Origin of the sequence: Streptomyces sp. NPDC058457 (assembly GCF_042720695.1) — a bacterium.
Taxonomy (GTDB): domain Bacteria; phylum Actinomycetota; class Actinomycetes; order Streptomycetales; family Streptomycetaceae; genus Streptomyces.
Genome location: NZ_JBHXLU010000153.1, coordinates 1 through 16,161, shown reverse-complemented (window position 1 = coordinate 16,161; position 16,161 = coordinate 1). Strand labels below are relative to the sequence as shown.

General features: G+C 70.2%; 19 protein-coding genes. 6 read left to right on the top strand and 13 right to left on the bottom strand.

The genetic code is table 11. The features are described 5' to 3' along the window. Positions 1 to 47: 47 nt before the first annotated feature. From ACFWPS_RS52605 to afsQ1, 5 genes are all read right to left on the bottom strand, one after another. Complete coding sequence (locus ACFWPS_RS52605; protein ID WP_089099209.1) at positions 48 to 245, bottom strand: PspC domain-containing protein; 198 nt, start codon at positions 243 to 245, stop codon at positions 48 to 50. Positions 246 to 340: 95 nt separating this feature from the next. Next, positions 341 to 892, bottom strand: coding sequence for a VanZ family protein (locus tag ACFWPS_RS52600; protein WP_383721347.1), 552 nt, complete (start codon positions 890 to 892; stop codon positions 341 to 343). Positions 893 to 1,110: 218 nt separating this feature from the next. Next, entirely contained in the window at positions 1,111 to 1,713 is a 603-nt protein-coding gene (locus tag ACFWPS_RS52595; RefSeq protein WP_383721345.1) for a hypothetical protein, read from the bottom strand. Then, positions 1,713 to 3,242 carry an ATP-binding protein gene (locus tag ACFWPS_RS52590; RefSeq protein WP_383721342.1) on the bottom strand — a complete coding sequence of 510 codons (1,530 nt, stop codon included), beginning with the start codon at positions 3,240 to 3,242 and terminating at the stop codon, positions 1,713 to 1,715. The genes ACFWPS_RS52595 and ACFWPS_RS52590 overlap by 1 nt, the downstream gene beginning before the upstream one ends. A gap of 50 nt (positions 3,243 to 3,292) precedes the next feature. Beyond that, the gene (afsQ1, locus tag ACFWPS_RS52585; protein WP_383721339.1) at positions 3,293 to 3,970 is read right to left on the bottom strand and encodes a two-component system response regulator AfsQ1; all 678 of its coding nucleotides are present in this window, start codon (positions 3,968 to 3,970) and stop codon (positions 3,293 to 3,295) included. A gap of 248 nt (positions 3,971 to 4,218) precedes the next feature. Here afsQ1 and ACFWPS_RS52580 point away from each other — a divergent pair, with 248 nt between their 5' ends. Beyond that, complete coding sequence (locus ACFWPS_RS52580) at positions 4,219 to 4,956, top strand: SigE family RNA polymerase sigma factor (protein WP_383721337.1); 738 nt, start codon at positions 4,219 to 4,221, stop codon at positions 4,954 to 4,956. 262 nt (positions 4,957 to 5,218) lie between these two features. On the opposite strand, the gene ACFWPS_RS52575 is transcribed toward ACFWPS_RS52580, so the two are convergent. Further along, positions 5,219 to 5,857 (bottom strand): uridine kinase, encoded by a 639-nt coding sequence (locus ACFWPS_RS52575; protein ID WP_383721335.1) that lies wholly within the window; start codon positions 5,855 to 5,857, stop codon positions 5,219 to 5,221. A 127-nt stretch (positions 5,858 to 5,984) separates the two neighbouring features. On the opposite strand from ACFWPS_RS52575, the gene ACFWPS_RS52570 reads away from it, so the two are divergent. Further along, a complete protein-coding gene (locus ACFWPS_RS52570) occupies positions 5,985 to 6,386 on the top strand; it encodes a hypothetical protein (RefSeq protein ID WP_383721332.1) in 402 nt (133 codons plus the stop codon). Between the two features lie 100 nt (positions 6,387 to 6,486). Here ACFWPS_RS52570 and ACFWPS_RS52565 read toward each other — a convergent pair whose 3' ends face one another. The 3 genes from ACFWPS_RS52565 to deoC are packed head-to-tail and all read right to left on the bottom strand — an operon-like array spanning position 6,487 to position 9,810. Further along, positions 6,487 to 7,410, bottom strand: coding sequence for an aldehyde dehydrogenase family protein (locus tag ACFWPS_RS52565; protein ID WP_383721329.1), 924 nt, complete (start codon positions 7,408 to 7,410; stop codon positions 6,487 to 6,489). Further along, the gene (locus ACFWPS_RS52560) at positions 7,403 to 8,839 is read right to left on the bottom strand and encodes an aldehyde dehydrogenase family protein (protein ID WP_383721326.1); all 1,437 of its coding nucleotides are present in this window, start codon (positions 8,837 to 8,839) and stop codon (positions 7,403 to 7,405) included. Before ACFWPS_RS52560 ends, ACFWPS_RS52565 begins: the two co-directional genes overlap by 8 nt. 20 nt (positions 8,840 to 8,859) lie before the next feature. Continuing rightward, positions 8,860 to 9,810 (bottom strand): deoxyribose-phosphate aldolase, encoded by a 951-nt coding sequence (deoC, locus tag ACFWPS_RS52555; protein WP_383721350.1) that lies wholly within the window; start codon positions 9,808 to 9,810, stop codon positions 8,860 to 8,862. Positions 9,811 to 10,025: 215 nt separating this feature from the next. On the opposite strand from deoC, the gene ACFWPS_RS52550 reads away from it, so the two are divergent. Next, positions 10,026 to 10,718, top strand: a complete 693-nt coding sequence (locus ACFWPS_RS52550; protein ID WP_383721324.1) for a PH domain-containing protein — start codon at positions 10,026 to 10,028, stop codon at positions 10,716 to 10,718. 231 nt (positions 10,719 to 10,949) lie between these two features. On the opposite strand, the gene ACFWPS_RS52545 is transcribed toward ACFWPS_RS52550, so the two are convergent. Beyond that, entirely contained in the window at positions 10,950 to 11,408 is a 459-nt protein-coding gene (locus ACFWPS_RS52545) for an Lrp/AsnC family transcriptional regulator (protein ID WP_383721321.1), read from the bottom strand. Positions 11,409 to 11,470: 62 nt separating this feature from the next. Between ACFWPS_RS52545 and ACFWPS_RS52540 the strand changes: the two genes are divergently transcribed. Both ACFWPS_RS52540 and ACFWPS_RS52535 read left to right on the top strand, forming a co-directional pair. Next, positions 11,471 to 12,184: an AzlC family ABC transporter permease gene (locus ACFWPS_RS52540; RefSeq protein WP_383721319.1), complete on the top strand. Its 714-nt coding sequence runs from the start codon at positions 11,471 to 11,473 to the stop codon at positions 12,182 to 12,184. Continuing rightward, complete coding sequence (locus ACFWPS_RS52535; protein WP_383721317.1) at positions 12,177 to 12,506, top strand: branched-chain amino acid transporter permease; 330 nt, start codon at positions 12,177 to 12,179, stop codon at positions 12,504 to 12,506. The genes ACFWPS_RS52540 and ACFWPS_RS52535 overlap by 8 nt, the downstream gene beginning before the upstream one ends. 209 nt (positions 12,507 to 12,715) lie before the next feature. Here ACFWPS_RS52535 and ACFWPS_RS52530 read toward each other — a convergent pair whose 3' ends face one another. After that, on the bottom strand, positions 12,716 to 12,898 hold the full coding sequence (locus tag ACFWPS_RS52530) for a DUF397 domain-containing protein (RefSeq protein WP_383721314.1): 183 nt from the start codon (positions 12,896 to 12,898) through the stop codon (positions 12,716 to 12,718). A 10-nt stretch (positions 12,899 to 12,908) separates the two neighbouring features. Continuing rightward, positions 12,909 to 13,760, bottom strand: a complete 852-nt coding sequence (locus ACFWPS_RS52525; RefSeq protein ID WP_383721311.1) for a Scr1 family TA system antitoxin-like transcriptional regulator — start codon at positions 13,758 to 13,760, stop codon at positions 12,909 to 12,911. A gap of 235 nt (positions 13,761 to 13,995) precedes the next feature. On the opposite strand from ACFWPS_RS52525, the gene ACFWPS_RS52520 reads away from it, so the two are divergent. Further along, positions 13,996 to 14,451, top strand: coding sequence for an ATP-binding protein (locus ACFWPS_RS52520; protein ID WP_383721308.1), 456 nt, complete (start codon positions 13,996 to 13,998; stop codon positions 14,449 to 14,451). Between the two features lie 87 nt (positions 14,452 to 14,538). On the opposite strand, the gene ACFWPS_RS52515 is transcribed toward ACFWPS_RS52520, so the two are convergent. After that, positions 14,539 to 15,570 (bottom strand): serine hydrolase domain-containing protein, encoded by a 1,032-nt coding sequence (locus ACFWPS_RS52515; RefSeq protein ID WP_383721305.1) that lies wholly within the window; start codon positions 15,568 to 15,570, stop codon positions 14,539 to 14,541. Between the last annotated feature and the right edge of the window lie 591 nt (positions 15,571 to 16,161).

The following is a 16,161-nucleotide window of genomic DNA, read 5'->3' as shown; positions in this document are numbered from 1 at the left end:
CCCCGGTGTCTACCGGAGCGCCCCAACGGCGTTGCCGTACAAGGGGACTACCAGGCGGTGGCCTTCTCCTCCGAGGGGAGGAGGATCCATAGCGCGATGTAGAGCAGGAACTGCGGGCCCGGCAGCAGGCAGGACAGCAGGAAGATCACCCGCATCGTCGTCGCGGAGGTGCCGAAGCGCCGGGCCAGCGCGGCGCACACTCCGCCGATCATGCGGCCATGGGTGGGGCGGGCGAGGCTGGACATCTGCGGCTCCTTCGCGAGCGTCCGGTGCGAGGCGGCCCGTACGGCCCCTCGTCTGACCTCCACGCTACGGAGACGAACCGGGTCGAAGCGTCGCTCTACGGGGCGATCCCGACCCTGGGAATCGTCGGGGTACGACCCTGAGCCGCTTCCTCCTGGGGGAGGGCGGCGGGCCGCCGCCGGGCACGCTGCCGACGGAGCAGGGAGCGGGCCGCCGGAACCACCGCCAGATGCGCGATGACCACGCCGGCCGTGTTGAGCAGTATCGAGTCGACGTCCACCACGCGGCCGGGCACCCCGGTCTGCAGCAGGGCTATGCCCACCGAGATCATGGCGCCCGCGGCGGCCGAACTGGTCAGGGAGGCGAGCGGGGAGACCCGGAGTTTCCCGTGGGTCATCGGAAGCAGCACACCCAGCGGGGCGAGCAGCGCGAGGCCCTCACCGATCCGGTGCGCCGCCTCGCGCCGGCCCAGCGCCAGGTCGGCACGGATACCGGCGAAGGGGTGCAGGTTGGCGGGCATCACCCAGGGCACGTCCAGCGGCCGCAGCATCAGCCAGGCGACGAACACGAGGTGTGCGACAAGGAGGACACCCCCTGCCACACGGACGCGGATCGCGGCGCTGCCGCCGATGGAGCCTTGACGCTGCACGCCCCCCAAGACGCCCCCGCGCACACGATCGGTTCCGGATGCGGGGGTGAGGCCTCAAACACACGCCCCTGACGAGGCACCCCTGACGAGGCGCCCCTGACGAGGCACCCCAGGGGACGCGTCCCGTAGGGGCGCGGGGAACTGCGCGACCAGCCCCCACCGGGCCCGCACCCGCCTTACGGCCTGCCCCGACACCCCCTGAGGCGCCCAAACGCCCCTCAGCCAGAAGTCACCTCAGTGGACGGCGGCCGATCCCCACCCGGCGCGTTCCGTACGGAGTCCGTGCACTCGTACCGCCGCAACGCCTCCGTCCCCGGCCCGCCCAGGATCACCGACCCGTCCCCCTCCGCGGCCGCCGAGTCGGACAGCGTGCACACGATCTGGGCGAGCGCGTACGACGTCAGCTGCGGCGGCGACGTACTCAGCCGCAGCGTGTCGTCGGGATCCCCGGCCCGAGGTCCCCAGACGCTCATCCCGCCCCGCACGTACGTCGTGTAGCCGGCCTCCTTCTCGGCGGCCGACGGCGTCTCGGCGAGCTGGTCGAGCAGCCCCTGGGCGACTGTCACCCGCCGCTTGGCGTCCGCCGAACCGTCGGGGACGCGCACCTCCCGGTCGACGGTCACCAGCGAGGAACCGCACAGCAGGAACACCTGCACCGGCACCCCGTGCTCGTCCTGCGCCGACAGATCCGGCTGGGTCATCGAGCACGGCACCCGCGAGGGCGCCCCGCCGAAGTCGGTCGGCACCTCGGTGGCCCGGATCCCGCACCCGGAGAGCGCGAGCGCGAGCCCGGCGACGGCCAGGAGTCTTCGTACGTGCATCAGGCGCCCTTCTCCCCGGCATCCCCGGCATCGCCGGTGTCCTTGCTCTCCTCCGCCAAGTGCGAGGCGTCCCGGGGCAACCGGAACGTGAACACCGCGCCGCCCTCCGGCGAGTTCGCGGCGGTGATCGAGCCGCCGTGGATGCGGGCGTTCTCCGTCGCGATGGACAGGCCCAGACCGCTGCCCTCGGAGCGCGGCCGGGAGGCGCTGGCCTTGTAGAACCGGTCGAAGACATGCGGGAGCACGTCCTCCGGGATACCCGGTCCGTGGTCCCGTACGGCGATCACCAGATCCCCGCCTTCCTTCTCGTCCATCCGCACCGACACCCGCACCGGCGAACCGCCGTGCTTGAGCGCGTTGCCGATCAGGTTGGCGAGGATGACGTCGAGGCGGCGCGGGTCGAGGCGGGCGTGGATGCCGCGCTCGGCGTCCAGATCCACCGCGTCCAGCCAGGCGCGGGCGTCGATGCAGGCGGTGATCTGGTCGGCGATGTCTACGTCGTCGAGGACCAGCCGGGCCGTGCCGGCGTCGAAGCGGGTGACCTCCATCAGGTTCTCGACGAGGTCGTTGAGGCGGCGCGTCTCGCTGACGACCAGCCGGACGGCGGGCTCGATCATCGGGTCCACCGACCCGGACTCCGCCTCCAGCTCCTCCTCCAGGATCTCCGTCACGGCGGTGATCGCGGTGAGCGGGGTGCGCAGTTCATGGCTCATGTCCGCGACGAACCGCCGCGACGCGTCGTCCCGCGCGGCCATGTCGTCGACCCGCTTCTCCAGCGCCTCGGCCGCGTCGTTGAACGTCCGCGAGAGATCGGCGAGTTCGTCCGTCCCCGACACCCGCAGCCGGGTGTCCAGCTTGCCCTCGCCGAGCCGCCGCGCGGCGACTCCCAGCCGGTGCACCGGCTTCAGCACGGTCGTGGCGGCGGCCTGCGCCAGCAGCGCCGAGCCGATCAGCGCCAGCCCGGTCGCGATCCCCAGCGACCACGCCAGCGAGTTGAGGTCCTTCGCCTCCGGCTCCAGGGACTTCATCATGTAGCCGGTCGGCCCGCCCCCGATCAGCCGCGTCCCGGCGACGAGATACGGCGTGCCGTGGTCGACGACCCGCTGCCAGTACAGGTGGTACGCCGCCTTGTTGCTGTCCGTCACCTTCTGCTGCTTGTCGACGGCCTTCCGCAGCGACGTCGGCACGTCGTCGAGCGCGAACGCGCTGAGCCCGTCCGAACTGCCGTACACCGTCTTGCCGTTGGCGTCGTCACCGACCAGCAGCACGCTGAACCGCTGACTGCTGTTGGCCATCTGCCCGGCCGTGCGCTGGAGTTCGTCCTGTGTCGGATGCACGGGCAGCGCACCGGCCCGGTTCTGCATCTCCTGCTGGAAGTCGCGCAGCACCGCGTCCTGGGTACGGGTGAGCACGGCCTCGCGGTTGAGCCAGTACGCGATGCCGGACGCGGACACGGCGGCGGTCAGCGCGACGAGCCCGAAGACGACGACGAGCCGCAGCCGAAGACTGGTGAAGCGCAGCCGGGACATGGCTCCCTTGCGATCCGCGGCCCAGCCGCGGAATCCCCCTTGCCGGTCCGTCACTGAGGGGTGTCCAGGCGGTAGCCCACACCACGCACGGTACGGATCAGGGTCGGGGACGAGGGCACGTCCTCCACCTTGGCGCGCAGCCGCTGCACACACGCGTCCACGAGCCGGGAGTCACCCAGGTAGTCGTGCTCCCAGACCAGCCGCAGCAACTGCTGCCGGGACAGCGCCTGCCCCGGCCGCCGGCTCAGCTCCAGGAGCAGCCGCAGCTCGGTCGGCGTCAGCTGGAGATCCTCGCCGTTCTTCGTCACGGTCATCGCGCTGCGGTCGATGATGACGTTGCCGAAGGTCGCCGAGTCGGTGGACTCCCGCTCCCCGCGCCGCAGCACGGCCCGGATCCGGGCGTCGAGCACCCGCCCCTGGACGGGTTTGACCACATAGTCGTCCGCACCGGACTCCAGGCCCACGACCACATCGATGTCGTCGCTGCGCGCGGTCAGCAGAATGATCGGCAACTGGTCCGTGCGCCGGATCCGCCGGCACACCTCGAACCCGTCGATGCCGGGCAGCATGACATCGAGGACGATCAGATCGGGCCGCTGCTCACGCAACAGCTTCAGACCGTCCTCACCGGTCGCAGCGGTGGCCACCCGGTGCCCCTGGCGCGTCAGAGAGAGCTCCAGGGCCGTGCGGATGGCGTCGTCGTCCTCGATCAGCAACAGGGAAGGCACGGGCTCATTCTGGCCCATGCAGGGCCCGTCGTACGACCTGTGCGGCTCGGAGCTGTCCGCGAACCTCCGTAGCGCCACCGCCTGTGTACGTCCTGTGGACTCTCCGTGCCGGACCCCTGTGACAGGTCTGTGACAGTCGGCGGATACGGCCGTGAAGGTGGCCCGGCAGAGTTCTCGGCACAGGCAACCGCGCAAGCGGACCGCCTGGGCAAGCCGAACTACCGGAAGTCCACGACGGGGGGCGCGAGATGAACACGCTGATCAGCCACAGCACCAGCGCAGTGATCACGCGTCTGCACGACGTGCACCGGGGTTCCGAGAAGTCCGGTGCCGTGAGCGGGCGGGGGTGCGCTCGCGGCACCGGACGTCAGCACACCGGCTACATGACGGTGGTTGACAGCTTCACGGGGGAAGCACACGGGGGATCCGCGTACGGGGAGGACACGGGGGAGCGCCGCTCGCTGACCGAGGCGGAGTTCACCGCCTACGTCCAGGAGCGCCGCGCCTCCCTGTACGCGACCGCCTACCACCTGACCGGTGACCGCTACGAGGCCGAGGACCTGCTGCAGAGCGCGCTGTTCTCGACGTACAGGGCATGGGACCGGATCAGCGACAAGGCGGCCGTGGGCGGTTACCTGCGGCGGACGATGACCAACCTGCACATCAGCGCCTGGCGGCGCCGCAAGCTCAACGAGTACCCGACCGAGGAACTGCCGGAGACGCCCGGCGACACGGACGCGATGAGCGGCACCGAGCTGCGCGCGGTCCTGTGGCAGGCGCTCGCCCGGCTCCCCGAACTCCAGCGCACCATGCTGGTCCTGCGCTACTACGAGGGCCGCACGGACCCGGAGATCGCGGAGATCCTCGACATCAGTGTCGGCACGGTGAAGTCCAGCATCTGGCGGTCGCTCCGCCGGCTGCGCGAGGACGACGTCCTCAGCTTCGGCCGTGACGAGGAGAACGCCTTCGGGGAGCTTGTCGCCTGAGGGTAAGGGGATCCGGGGGGATCCTGACGGGGGAAACCGGGGGAAACCGGGGGAACGGGGGACCTGGGGGAGGGTCCGGGGGGACCCACGGGGAACACGGGGGAAAGCGGGTCCGGGGGGACCTGGGGAAGCACGGGGGAGCTCCGCCACGGGGGACACGGGGGTGTTCGGCGGAGCGACGGGGGAAGCGGGACTGGAGGGCCGGGGGGTCCATCCAGTCCCGCTTTTCTGTTCGCTCCTGCTTTTCTGTTCGCTACGGCGGTCAGGTGGCCGGAGTCCGGTCGCGGGTCTGCCGGCCCACCGCGGCCGCCGCCATCCGGCCCAGCGCCTCGTCCCGGTCGCACGGGAACGCGCCAAGCGACACCTGGCGGGCCACGATCGTGCGCTCCGCCCGCATCAGCCGCCAGCCGCGCCGCAGCAGGAACGGCACCGACTTGCGGCCCTCCCTGAGATCGCGCAGGAAGCGGCGCCGGAACGTCTTCACCGGGCCCCGGCTGAGGCAGAGCGCATCGGCCAGGAGGCCCAGTTCCCGGCAGCGCCCCACGATCTCGGCGGCGAAGATGCCCTCGGCGATGAACAGCGGGGTACGGCCGATGTCCAGCGTCTCGGCGCCGGTGCGGGCGCTCAGTGATATGTCATATACCGGTACGGGCGCCGCCCCCGTGGCACACAGCCGGCCGATGGCCTCGACCGCGACCTCCGCGTCCCAGGACTCCGGATGGTCCCAGTCGATGTCCGAACTCCCCGCCACCAACGGCAGAGTCGGGTCGTCACCCTCCTTGTAGAAGTCGTCGAGGCGCAGGACGGGGAGCCCGGAACGGGCGGCGACCAGGGACTTGCCCGAGCCCGAGGGGCCGCACAGCAGCACGACGCGGGCGGGGGACGGGGGATGAATGCTCACGGAACACCAGTTTGACGTATGGGGAGCCTCCTGCCGACCCCGCGGGTCGGCTTTGGAGCGTGAGTCACACCTCAACTACCCTGTGTGCCGACATGATTACCCTGCGCACCAGAAGGTGGCACCAGTGATGTCCCGACACGTGTCCTCCCCGACCCCGACCGCTCGGCGTGCCCTGGCCGCCCTCGCCACGGCAGGTGTGGCGCTCGGCGCGGGCGCCGCGACGGCCGCCGCGGACACCCAGCCCGTGGTGGACGTGGTGCGGACCCGGCCCACCTCGCTCGGCCACATCGACCCGCAGGCGGGCATGCAGGCGCTGGGCGGCGTACTGCCGTACGTCACGGGGCCCTTGACGGGGCTCAAGCCCAACCCCCTTGCGGGGACCGGCGTGGACCCGCTGGACAACGGGGTGGGGACGCAGCTGGCCGACTTCAAGCCGCTGACGTCGAAGATGCTGACGGGGCCGCTGGCGCAGGCGCCGTCGATCGGCTCGATTCCGGTGGTGGGGCAGCTTCTCGGCTCGGTGCACTGAGCGCCCCGTAAGGGGCGCGGGCCGTGATCGACATGCGGCTGGCGCCGCGTGGGCGCGACCAGCCGCCAACGGCCCGCAGTTCCCCACTCGGAGGGACGAATCAGTACGAAGAACCGGACGCGCCCAGCGCCCCCGTCGGGTGCCAGACCGTCTTCGTCTCCAGGAACGCCGTCAGGCGGTCGAGGCCCGGCGTCGCCGTCCAGTCGTCCACAGGCTGTGGACGGAGAACGCGCTTCAGATTGTCGGCCGCCGCGATCTCCAGTTCCTTCGCCAGCACCTCGTCGGCGCCCGCGAGGTCGATCGCGTTGACGTCCTGGTGCGCGGCCAGCGGCGCCGCGATCTCCGCCGTACGGCCGGAGAGGACGTTGACGACTCCGCCGGGGACATCGGAGGTGGCGAGCACCTCGGCGAGGGAGAGGGCCGGGAGCGGCGCCTTCTCGCTCGCGACGACGACGGCCGTGTTGCCGGTGGCGATCACGGGCGCGACCACCGACACCAGGCCCAGGAACGACGACTCCTGGGGGGCGACGACGGCCACCACACCCGTCGGCTCCGGCGACGAGAGGTTGAAGAACGGGCCCGCGACCGGGTTGCCGCCGCCCACCACCTGGGCGATCTTGTCGGTCCAGCCCGCGTACCAGACCCAGCGGTCGACGGTCGCGTCCACGACGGCGGCCGCCTTGGACTTGCCGAGGCCCTCCGCGTCGGCGACCTCGCGCACGAACTGGTCCCGGCGGCCCTCCAGCATCTCCGCGACGCGGTAGAGGACCTGGCCGCGGTTGTAGGCGGTGGCCCCCGCCCAGCCGCCGAACGCCTTGCGCGCGGCCACGACCGCGTCCCGGGCGTCCTTACGGCTGGCAAGCGGTGCGTTGGCCAGCCAGTTGCCCTTGCCCGCCGCGGCAGCGGCTGATGGCTTCGTGGTCACCTCGTACACCCGGCCGCTCTCGGAACGCGGGAACTTCCCGCCGACGTACAGCTTGTAGGTCTTGAAGACGCTCAGACGGTCAGTGCTGCGATCAGACATCGAGGTACGCCTCCAGGCCGTGGCGGCCGCCCTCGCGGCCGAAGCCCGACTCCTTGTAACCGCCGAACGGCGAGGTCGGGTCGAACTTGTTGAACGTGTTGGACCAGACGACGCCGGCGCGCAGCTTGTTCGCGACGGCCAGGATCCGGGAGCCCTTCTCGGTCCAGATACCGGCGGAGAGGCCGTACTGCGTGTTGTTCGCCTTGGCGACAGCCTCGTCCGGGGTGCGGAACGTCAGGACCGACAGGACCGGGCCGAAGATCTCGTCGCGGGCGATGGTGTGCGCCTGGGTGACGTTCGTGAAGAGCGTCGGGGCGAACCAGTAGCCGGCGGACGGGATCTCGCAGGCGGGGGACCAGCGCTCGGCGCCCTCGGCCTCGCCCTGGTCGGCGAGGGTGGTGATACGGGCGAGCTGCTCGGCGGAGTTGATCGCGCCGATGTCCGTGTTCTTGTCCAGCGGGTCGCCCAGGCGGAGCGTCGACAGGCGGCGCTTCAGGGAGTCGAGCAGCTCGTCGTGGATCGACTCCTGGACGAGGAGACGGCTGCCGGCGCAGCAGACCTGGCCCTGGTTGAAGAAGATCCCGGTGACGATCCCCTCCACCGCCTGGTCGATCGGGGCGTCGTCGAAGACGATGTTGGCGCCCTTGCCGCCCAGTTCGAGGGTGAGCTTCTTGCGGGTGCCCGCGACCGTGCGCGCGATCTCCTTGCCGACGGCGGTGGAGCCGGTGAAGGCGACCTTGTCGACGTCGGGGTGGGCGACGAGCGCGGCGCCCGCGTCGCCGTAGCCGGGGAGGATGTTGACGACGCCCTTGGGCAGGCCCGCCTGGCGGCAGATGTCCGCGAAGAAGAGCGCGGAGAGGGGGGTCGTCTCGGCGGGCTTGAGGACGACGGTGTTGCCGGTGGCGAGCGCCGGGGCGATCTTCCAGGCCAGCATCAGGAGCGGGAAGTTCCAGGGGATGACCTGGCCGGCCACGCCCAGCGGCCGTGGGTCGGCCCCGTAGCCGGCGTGGTCGAGCTTGTCGGCCCAGCCCGCGTAGTAGAAGAAGTGCGCGGCGACCAGGGGCAGGTCGGCGTCGCGGGTCTCCTTGATCGGCTTGCCGTTGTCCAGGGTCTCCAGGACGGCCAGCTCACGGCTGCGCTCCTGGATGATCCGGGCGATCCGGAAGAGGTACTTGGCGCGCTCGGAGCCCGGCAGCGCGGACCACTTCTCGAACGCCTTGCGGGCGGCCTTCACGGCACGCTCGACGTCCTCGGCGCCGGCCTGGGCGACCTCGGACAGCACCTCCTCGGTGCTCGGGCTGACGGTCTTGAAGACCTTGCCGTCGGCCGCGTCCGTGAACTCGCCGTCGATGAAGAGGCCGTAGGAGGGGGCGATGTCGACGACGGAGCGGGACTCGGGCGCCGGCGCGTACTCGAATGCGGTGGTCATCTTTTCCTTGGCCATGGTGATCAGTCCACCGTCACGTAGTCGGGGCCGGAGTAGCGGCCGGTGGCCAGCTTCTGACGCTGCATCAGCAGGTCGTTCAGGAGCGAGGAGGCGCCGAAGCGGAACCAGTGGTTGTCCAGCCAGTCCTCGCCCGCGGTCTCGTTCACCAGGACGAGGAACTTGATCGCGTCCTTGCTGGTCCGGATGCCGCCGGCGGGCTTGACGCCGACCTGGACGCCGGTCTGCGCCCGGAAGTCGCGCACGGCCTCCAGCATGAGGAGGGTGTTCGCCGGGGTGGCGTTGACGGCGACCTTGCCGGTCGACGTCTTGATGAAGTCGGCGCCCGCGAGCATGCCCAGCCAGGACGCCCGCCGGATGTTGTCGTACGTCGACAGCTCGCCGGTCTCGAAGATGACCTTCAGGCGGGCGGCGCCCGAGGCCTCCTTCACGGCGGTGATCTCGTCGTACACCTTCATGTAGTTGCCGGCGAGGAACGCGCCGCGGTCGATGACCATGTCGATCTCGTCGGCGCCGGCGCTCACGGCGTCGTGTACGTCGGCGAGCTTGACGTCGAGCGCCGCGCGGCCGGCCGGGAAGGCGGTGGCGACGGAGGCGACCTTGACGGACGAGCCGGCGACGGCCTCCTTGGCGACGGCCACCATGTCGGGATAGACGCAGACGGCGGCCGTGGCGGGCGCCGTGCGGTCCGTCGGGTCCGGGTGGACCGCCTTGGCGCCGAGCGCCCGGACCTTGCCCGGGGTGTCCGCGCCTTCCAGCGTCGTCAGGTCGACCATCGAGATGGCGAGGTCGATGGCGTACGCCTTCGCGGTGGTCTTGATGGAACGGGTGCCGAGCGAGGCGGCACGCGCCTCCAGGCCGACCGCGTCGACGCCGGGCAGCCCGTGGAGGAAGCGGCGCAGCGTGCTGTCGGACGCGGTGACGTCAGCAAGTGCGTGGGGTGCGGTGGTGGGCATGGTCACCAGCCGAGCATATCTACGCGCGTAGCGGCTGTACACCCCGAGGGAGCGGTTCTTCTTGAGGGCGGGTGGGCAAGCGTCCCGAAGGGGCGCGGGGCTGTGACATGTGCGGCTCCGCCGCGTGGGCGCGAGCAACCACATACGACCCGCACTCGCGTACAGCGACCGGCCCCCACGGCGCTCGGGCGCCCAGCTGAGGCAGAATCGGCGCTATGACCACGCCCCTCGTCAAGGATCGCATCTACCGCTCGCCCCAGGCGCTGATCGGCGGCGTCCTGCTCCTCGCCATCGTCGGCTGGCTCGGCATCGACGCGCTGTTCCGGGGACACGGCCGTACCCCCTGGCTGGCCCTCGCCGCGCTCATCCTCATCGTGCCGCTGGTCGTCGCCTTCACCCTGCGCCCCGCGGTGTTCGCGGGCGAGGACCGGCTGCGGGTACGGAACCCGTTCCGGGTGATCACGCTGCCGTGGGGGGAGATCGCCTCCCTGCGGTCCGGTTACTCGAACGAGGTGATCGTCAAGTCCGGTGCGAAGTACCAGCTGTGGGCGATCCCGGTGTCCCTGCGGAACCGCAAGAAGGCGGCGCGCAGGCAGGCGAAGGCGCAGGCGGCCGGGCAGCGCGGGCGGACGGGGGCGGGGGGCGCCGGGCGCGGGCTCGGTGGCTTCGGCGGGTTCGGTGCGTCCGGGGGGTTCGGGGGTTTCGGGGGGCAGATCGAACCCGAGCACGCGACCGGGTCGGTGCGCGCGGAGACCGACAAGGTCATGGACGAACTGCGGGAGATGCTGGAGAGCAGGGAGCCGGTGGAGTCGGCGCAGGGTGAGATCACGGTGCGGTGGGCGTACGAGGTGGCTGCGCCGGCGGTGGCCGGGGCGGTGTTGCTGGCGATTCTGCTGGTGGTGGGGTAGGGCCGTGGTGGGGGTGCGGGTGGTTGCTCGGGTGCGGCCCGGTGGGGGGTGTTCGCGCAGTTCCCCGCGCCCCTGGGAGTGGGGGTGCGGGTGGTCGGTCGGGTGCCGCCCGGTGGGGGGTGTTCGCGCAGTTCCTCCCCCAGCCTTCGGCCGGGGGTACCCCCAGCGCCCCGAGGGGTTGTGGTGGGCGTGTGTCGAGGAGCCCGCGTGTGGTCCTGGCGGGCCTGGGTGTCAGTCGTCGGTCTTGATCTTCTTCATGGTCAGGTGGGACTCGACGCGCAGGATGCCGGGGAGGCCGGTGAGCTTGCCGGTGAGGAAGGTGTTGTACGCCGCGTCGTCGGCGACGGCGACGCGGAGGAAGTAGTCGGGGCGCCCGTACATCCGGCGGAACTCGATGACCTCGTCGTAGGAGGAGAGCGTCTTCTCCAGGGTCTCGATGGTCTTGAGGTCGTTCGCGGAGACCTCGATGTCGATCATGACTTCCAGGCCCCGGCCGACGGCCTTCGGGTCGATGACGGCGCGGTAGCCGGTGATGACCCCGGCGTCCTCCAGCCGCTTCAGCCTGCGCAGGCACGGCGGCGGGGTGAGGCCGACCCGCTTGGCCAGCTCGACGTTGGTCAGACGGCCGTCCTGGCGCAGGTGAAACAAAATTTCCCGGTCGACGGCATCCAGGTGCATTTCATTTCCCATGTCATCAGCTTACGGGAATTATTGGAAACCATATGTGGCGACAATCCTCCTAAAATTTCAGCATGCATACGGTTCTGGTCGCGCCGCCCTCGACCGCTCCCCGGCAAGAGGCCCTCGCCGCCCTCAAGGACTCCGCCTCCGTGGGGCTCGGTCTGCTCCCGCTGGGCCTCGCCTTCGGGGTGCTCATCACCCACGCCGGCCTGCCCTGGTGGTGTGCGAGCCTGTTCACCGCCGTCATCTACGCCGGTTCGTTCGAGTTCCTGCTGGTGAGTCTGGCCGTCGCGGTCACCCCGCTGGCGACGGTCGCGCTGACCGCGTTCCTGGTCAACGTCCGGCACGTGTTCTACGCGCTGTCCTTCCCGCTCGACCGCGTGCGGGGGCCGCTCGGCAAGGCGTACAGCACGTTCGCGCTGACCGACGAGGCGTACGCCCTGACCGCCGGTGAGCGGGCCCGGTCCTGGTCCGGCGCCCGCGTCCTGTGGCTGCAGCTGTTCATGCAGTCGTACTGGGTCGGCGGCGCGACCATCGGCGCGCTGCTCGGCTCGGTGGTGCCCGACAGCGTCACCGGGCTGGACTTCGCGATGACCGCCCTGTTCGCCGTACTCGCCCTGGACGCCGTCCGGGAGCGGCGCGGCGACCTGCCCACCCCGGTCCTCGCACTGCTCAGCGCCCTGGTCGCACGGCTGGTCCTCCCGGGACAGCTGCTGCTGGTCGCATTCACCCTGTTCACTGCCGCGCTGCTGGTCCGGAGCCGCAAGGAGGGGCCCCGTGCCTGACACCCGATACCTGCTGCTGGCCGTCGCCGTCTCGGCCGCCGTCACCTGGGCGCTGCGCGCCCTGCCCTTCACCGCCCTGGCCTCCCTGCGGGCCAGCAGCACCGTGCGCTATCTGGGCGCCCGCATGCCCGCCGGCGTCATGGTGATCCTCTTCGTCTACTGCCTGCGTGACCTGCCGCTGACCCAGCCCCGCGTCACCGCACCCCTGGCCGCGCTCGCGGTCACGGTCGGACTGCACCTGTGGCGTCGCAACGCCCTGCTGAGCATCATCGGCGGCACCGTCGTCAGCGTGGCCCTGGCCAGCACCCTCTTCGCCGGCTGAGATGGTCTCCCGGCCGGTGTCGAGGAGGTACCAGATGCGGCCGCCGCCGGTCACCTCGATCTGCCACTGCTCACAGGTCTGCCCGCGGTGGGTGCCGTGCGCAAGGTGATCCAGGCGCGGTAGGTGCTCTCGCGGGCTTGCTGGGAGAGGTTTTCCCAGCGACTCCGGTAGACCCGCCTGGCGGGATCACTCCAGAGCGGAGCCCACGCTCAGCGCCCTGTCTTCGCCGCGTGCGCGACGAAGTCCGCCCAGGCGGTGGGCCGGAGGGTGAGGTGGGGGCCGGAGGGGTGTTTGGAGTCGCGTATGTGGATCGTGGTCGGGGTGGGGGCTATCTCGACGCAGGCGGAGCCCTGTTCGCTGTAGGTCGACTTCTGCCAAGTCGGTTCGGTCACGGTTCGTCTCTCAGATGTCTTGGGCGATGCGGTGGACGAGGTCGAGCGAGGGGGCTGCTTTCAGAGCGACGGCCTCCATGCGGTCCAGGACGAGCCGGTACATCTCCAATCGCCCTGCGCCGTCAACGAGTTCGCTGCCGTGTGCGGTGTCCACCTCGACGGTGTCGAGGGCGGGCAGCGGGCCGTGGAAGTAGTCGACGGCGTGGCCTGTCGTGGGGAACGAGGTGCCGTCGAAGGGGATCACCCGGAGGCTGACGGCGGGGTGCTTGCTGATCTCAGCGAGGTGCTGCAGTTGGGCCCTGGCCACCTCGCGACCGCCGAACTGCATGCGCAGGGCGGCCTCGTGGACGATCGCCGTGTACGACGGCGGCTGCTCGCGGTGGAGGATGGCCTGCCGCTTGATCCTGTGAGAGATCCGGTACTCGATCTCGTGGGGGCGAAGTGCAGGAACCGCTTCACGGAACAGCGCTCGGGCGTGTTCCGGTGTCTGGAGCAGGCCTGGGATGTTGATGACCTGGGTCACGCGCAGCCCTGTGGCGTGGTGTTCCAGTTCCGCCAGGTCGAGGAGGCGGGGCGGCAGAGTGTCCCGGTACTCCTCCCACCAGCCCCGGGTGCGGTCAGCGGCCATGGCGGCGAGGGCGTCGACCAAGGGCTGGTCCGTGCAGCCGTAGATGTGGGCGAGGGTGTGTACGCGTTCCGCGCTGATGCCGAAGCGGTTCGCCTCGATGTTGCTGATCTGCGCTTGTGTCGTGCCCAGAGATCTGGCGGCCTCGGCGGCGGTCATGCCTGCATGGTCGCGTAGCCGGCGCAGCTCCACACCGATACGGAGGCGCCGTGCCGTGGGGGTGGGCCTCGGCGTCATGTCGTCACTCCGTTTCATACACCTGGCGTAGTGGTCACCCACACGAAGGAGATTGCTGAAGGTTTTGCTCGATACTGCAAAACCTTCAGGTGTTGAAGTCTACGGTTGGCTCAAGCCGCTCAACTCCCGCCCCATAAGCCGGAAGCGCACCGCGCCGTCCTGCCGCGCGCGCGGCACTGCCACCGCCCGGTCGGATTGTCGAGGGAACCGAGTCCTCCCACCGCAGGAGCCGTTCATGGTCACCGTAGCCCCGCACGACACCTGGGCGTACGCCCTCCGCCTGCCACATGACCCCCGCGCCGCACGTGTCGCACGTATGACCGTACGGTCCGTGTTGGACAGTCACGGCAGGGGTGAAGTCCTTGACGCTGTACAGCTGCTGACGTCCGAACTGGTCACCAACGCCTACCTGCACTGCGGCGGGCCCGTCTCCCTGCGCCTCACCGCCCTTGCCGACGGGCGGCTGCGGGTCGGGGTCTGGGACAGTCATCCGCATGTCCCCGCCCCCTTCGGTGAACCGCCCTGGAATCGGGTGCCGCCTGCGCCGGCGGATGCCGAGAGCGGGCGTGGGCTGTGTCTGGTGACGGAGTACGCCGACAGATGGGGTGGCTGGCCCCTCGGGGACGGCCCCCTGGAGCGCGGTGCCGGGAAGCTGCTCTGGTTCGAGGTGGGCGGGAAGGGGAGCCCGTGACGGAGTGAGTCTTTTCCGGCCTCGGTTCTACCTCAGTCAAGCGTTTCGCATCATGATCCGGAGGCGGTCCCCACGGAAACGCACTGGTCAGTCGAAGATGGCGCAGTTGACCGCGTCCATCAGGGCCGCGCCGGTCTGGTGCGCCTGTTTGGTGAGAGTGGACGTGGCAAAGAAGAAGGCGGCCGTGCGATGGCCGGTGGAGTCGGTGACGTTGTAGGTCGCATAGCCCGGGACGATGCCGACGTGGTCCCAGACCGTGCCACAGTCGGTCTTCGCCGTCTCGATGCCCAACCCGTAGCCGAGCTCGTCCGGGTCCCCCGGCCCGTCCTCCGGCACGGTGGTGCGCATCTCGGCCAGTTGGGCGGCGGGCAGCAGGCGGCCCGACATCAGCGCGCCGTAGAAACGGGACCAGTCACCGGCGGTCGACACGATCGCGGCATCCGCTCCGTCGGCCGTGACGTAGTCGCCGGTGACGTCCACGTGGTCGTCGTGCTGCGGTCCGGCGTAGTTCCTGAACTCGTCGGGGACGTCCGGTGGCATGTGGGCGGCGTCAGGTTCGTAGCCGTGCGCGTGCCGGTCGTGCCAGGCGGAGCCGGTGGCGTAGAAGGTGTGCCGGAGCCCCAGGGGTCCGGCGATCCGGTCCCGCACCAGCGCCGCAAGGGTCTTACCGGTGGCCTTCTCCAGGACGGCGCCGATCGCGATGTAGTTGGTGTTGCTGTACGACCACTCGGTGCCGGGCTCGAACAGCGCCGGGTGTCTCCTCACCAGGCTCAGGATTTCCGTCGACGTCCATACGTGGGGGTCCCGGCCGGTGAGGGCCGGTGCGAGGGCGGGGTCGTCGGTGTAGTCGAACAACCCACTGGTGTGGTTGAGCAGCATGCGCAGGGTGATCGCTCTGCCGTTGCGCACCTGGCCGGGCAGCCACTTGTCGACCGGGTCGTTGAGGGCGAGTCTGTGTTCAGCGACCAGTTGCAGGACGAGGGTGGCCATCACCGTCTTGGTGTTGGACGCTTCTCGCACCTCGTCGTCCGCCCTGAGCCGATGGTCCTTCTTCGTCCAGGCGGCCTGCTCGGAGATCTCGATGGGCCTGCCGTGACCGTCGTCCACCCGCACGATCACCCCAGGCACTCCTTCCTCCACCAACTTCCGCGCTAACTCCCGCAGGTGAGCGCGTGTCTCCGCAGTGCCGTCCTGTCGGACCGCCGAGAGCGTCCGAGGGCCGACGGCCGTACTCTCGCGGACCGTCGCACTCTCGTGGACCGTGTTCGCACTCGACGGGGTCGCAGCGAGGGGCACGACGAGGGCCGCGGACACCGCAACTGTTGCTACTGCGCGAAACCCCGTCAGTTGCGGGCGCCGTCGAACGCGCACATTCACACGCATTTCATGCTCCTTCGAGAATCCGGGAAGGCCGTCGGGCACGATCGGGGGGCAGGGAGGAGAACACCGGACTCCGCCCGGCGAGTTGTCGCCCGGCCCTGGGGCGAAGCCAGCTCCGGCGGGCCGTGCGCAGCCCTGGGAAATCCTTCGGAGGGTAGCCGAAGACGGGGTGAAAAAGATGAATATCGGTTACTCGATCATGTTTTCCTGGGTGGAGTCCGCGAAATGAGCGGTTTCAGTGATTCCTAATGCGGTCTGTCAAGCCGCGTGAGCACTGGGCGGGGTGAGTTCGTAGCATCGCCCGTCGCGGAGGAGTGCCCAGAGGACGTT

Bases quoted from the DNA above. Each gene is read 5' to 3' on its own strand.
- ACFWPS_RS52540 (WP_383721319.1), top strand. From the start codon at position 11,471: ATGCATACGGTTCTGGTCGCGCCGCCCTCGACCGCTCCCCGGCAAGAG.
- ACFWPS_RS52570 (WP_383721332.1), top strand. From the start codon at position 5,985: ATGTCCCGACACGTGTCCTCCCCGACCCCGACCGCTCGGCGTGCCCTG.
- ACFWPS_RS52560 (WP_383721326.1), bottom strand. From the start codon at position 8,839: ATGACCACCGCATTCGAGTACGCGCCGGCGCCCGAGTCCCGCTCCGTC.
- ACFWPS_RS52545 (WP_383721321.1), bottom strand. From the start codon at position 11,408: ATGGGAAATGAAATGCACCTGGATGCCGTCGACCGGGAAATTTTGTTT.
- ACFWPS_RS52550 (WP_383721324.1), top strand. From the start codon at position 10,026: ATGACCACGCCCCTCGTCAAGGATCGCATCTACCGCTCGCCCCAGGCG.
- ACFWPS_RS52525 (WP_383721311.1), bottom strand. From the start codon at position 13,760: ATGACGCCGAGGCCCACCCCCACGGCACGGCGCCTCCGTATCGGTGTG.
- ACFWPS_RS52580 (WP_383721337.1), top strand. From the start codon at position 4,219: ATGAACACGCTGATCAGCCACAGCACCAGCGCAGTGATCACGCGTCTG.
- ACFWPS_RS52520 (WP_383721308.1), top strand. From the start codon at position 13,996: ATGGTCACCGTAGCCCCGCACGACACCTGGGCGTACGCCCTCCGCCTG.
- deoC (WP_383721350.1), bottom strand. From the start codon at position 9,810: ATGCCCACCACCGCACCCCACGCACTTGCTGACGTCACCGCGTCCGAC.
- ACFWPS_RS52590 (WP_383721342.1), bottom strand. From the start codon at position 3,242: ATGTCCCGGCTGCGCTTCACCAGTCTTCGGCTGCGGCTCGTCGTCGTC.
- ACFWPS_RS52605 (WP_089099209.1), bottom strand. From the start codon at position 245: ATGTCCAGCCTCGCCCGCCCCACCCATGGCCGCATGATCGGCGGAGTG.
- ACFWPS_RS52565 (WP_383721329.1), bottom strand. From the start codon at position 7,410: ATGTCTGATCGCAGCACTGACCGTCTGAGCGTCTTCAAGACCTACAAG.
- ACFWPS_RS52595 (WP_383721345.1), bottom strand. From the start codon at position 1,713: ATGCACGTACGAAGACTCCTGGCCGTCGCCGGGCTCGCGCTCGCGCTC.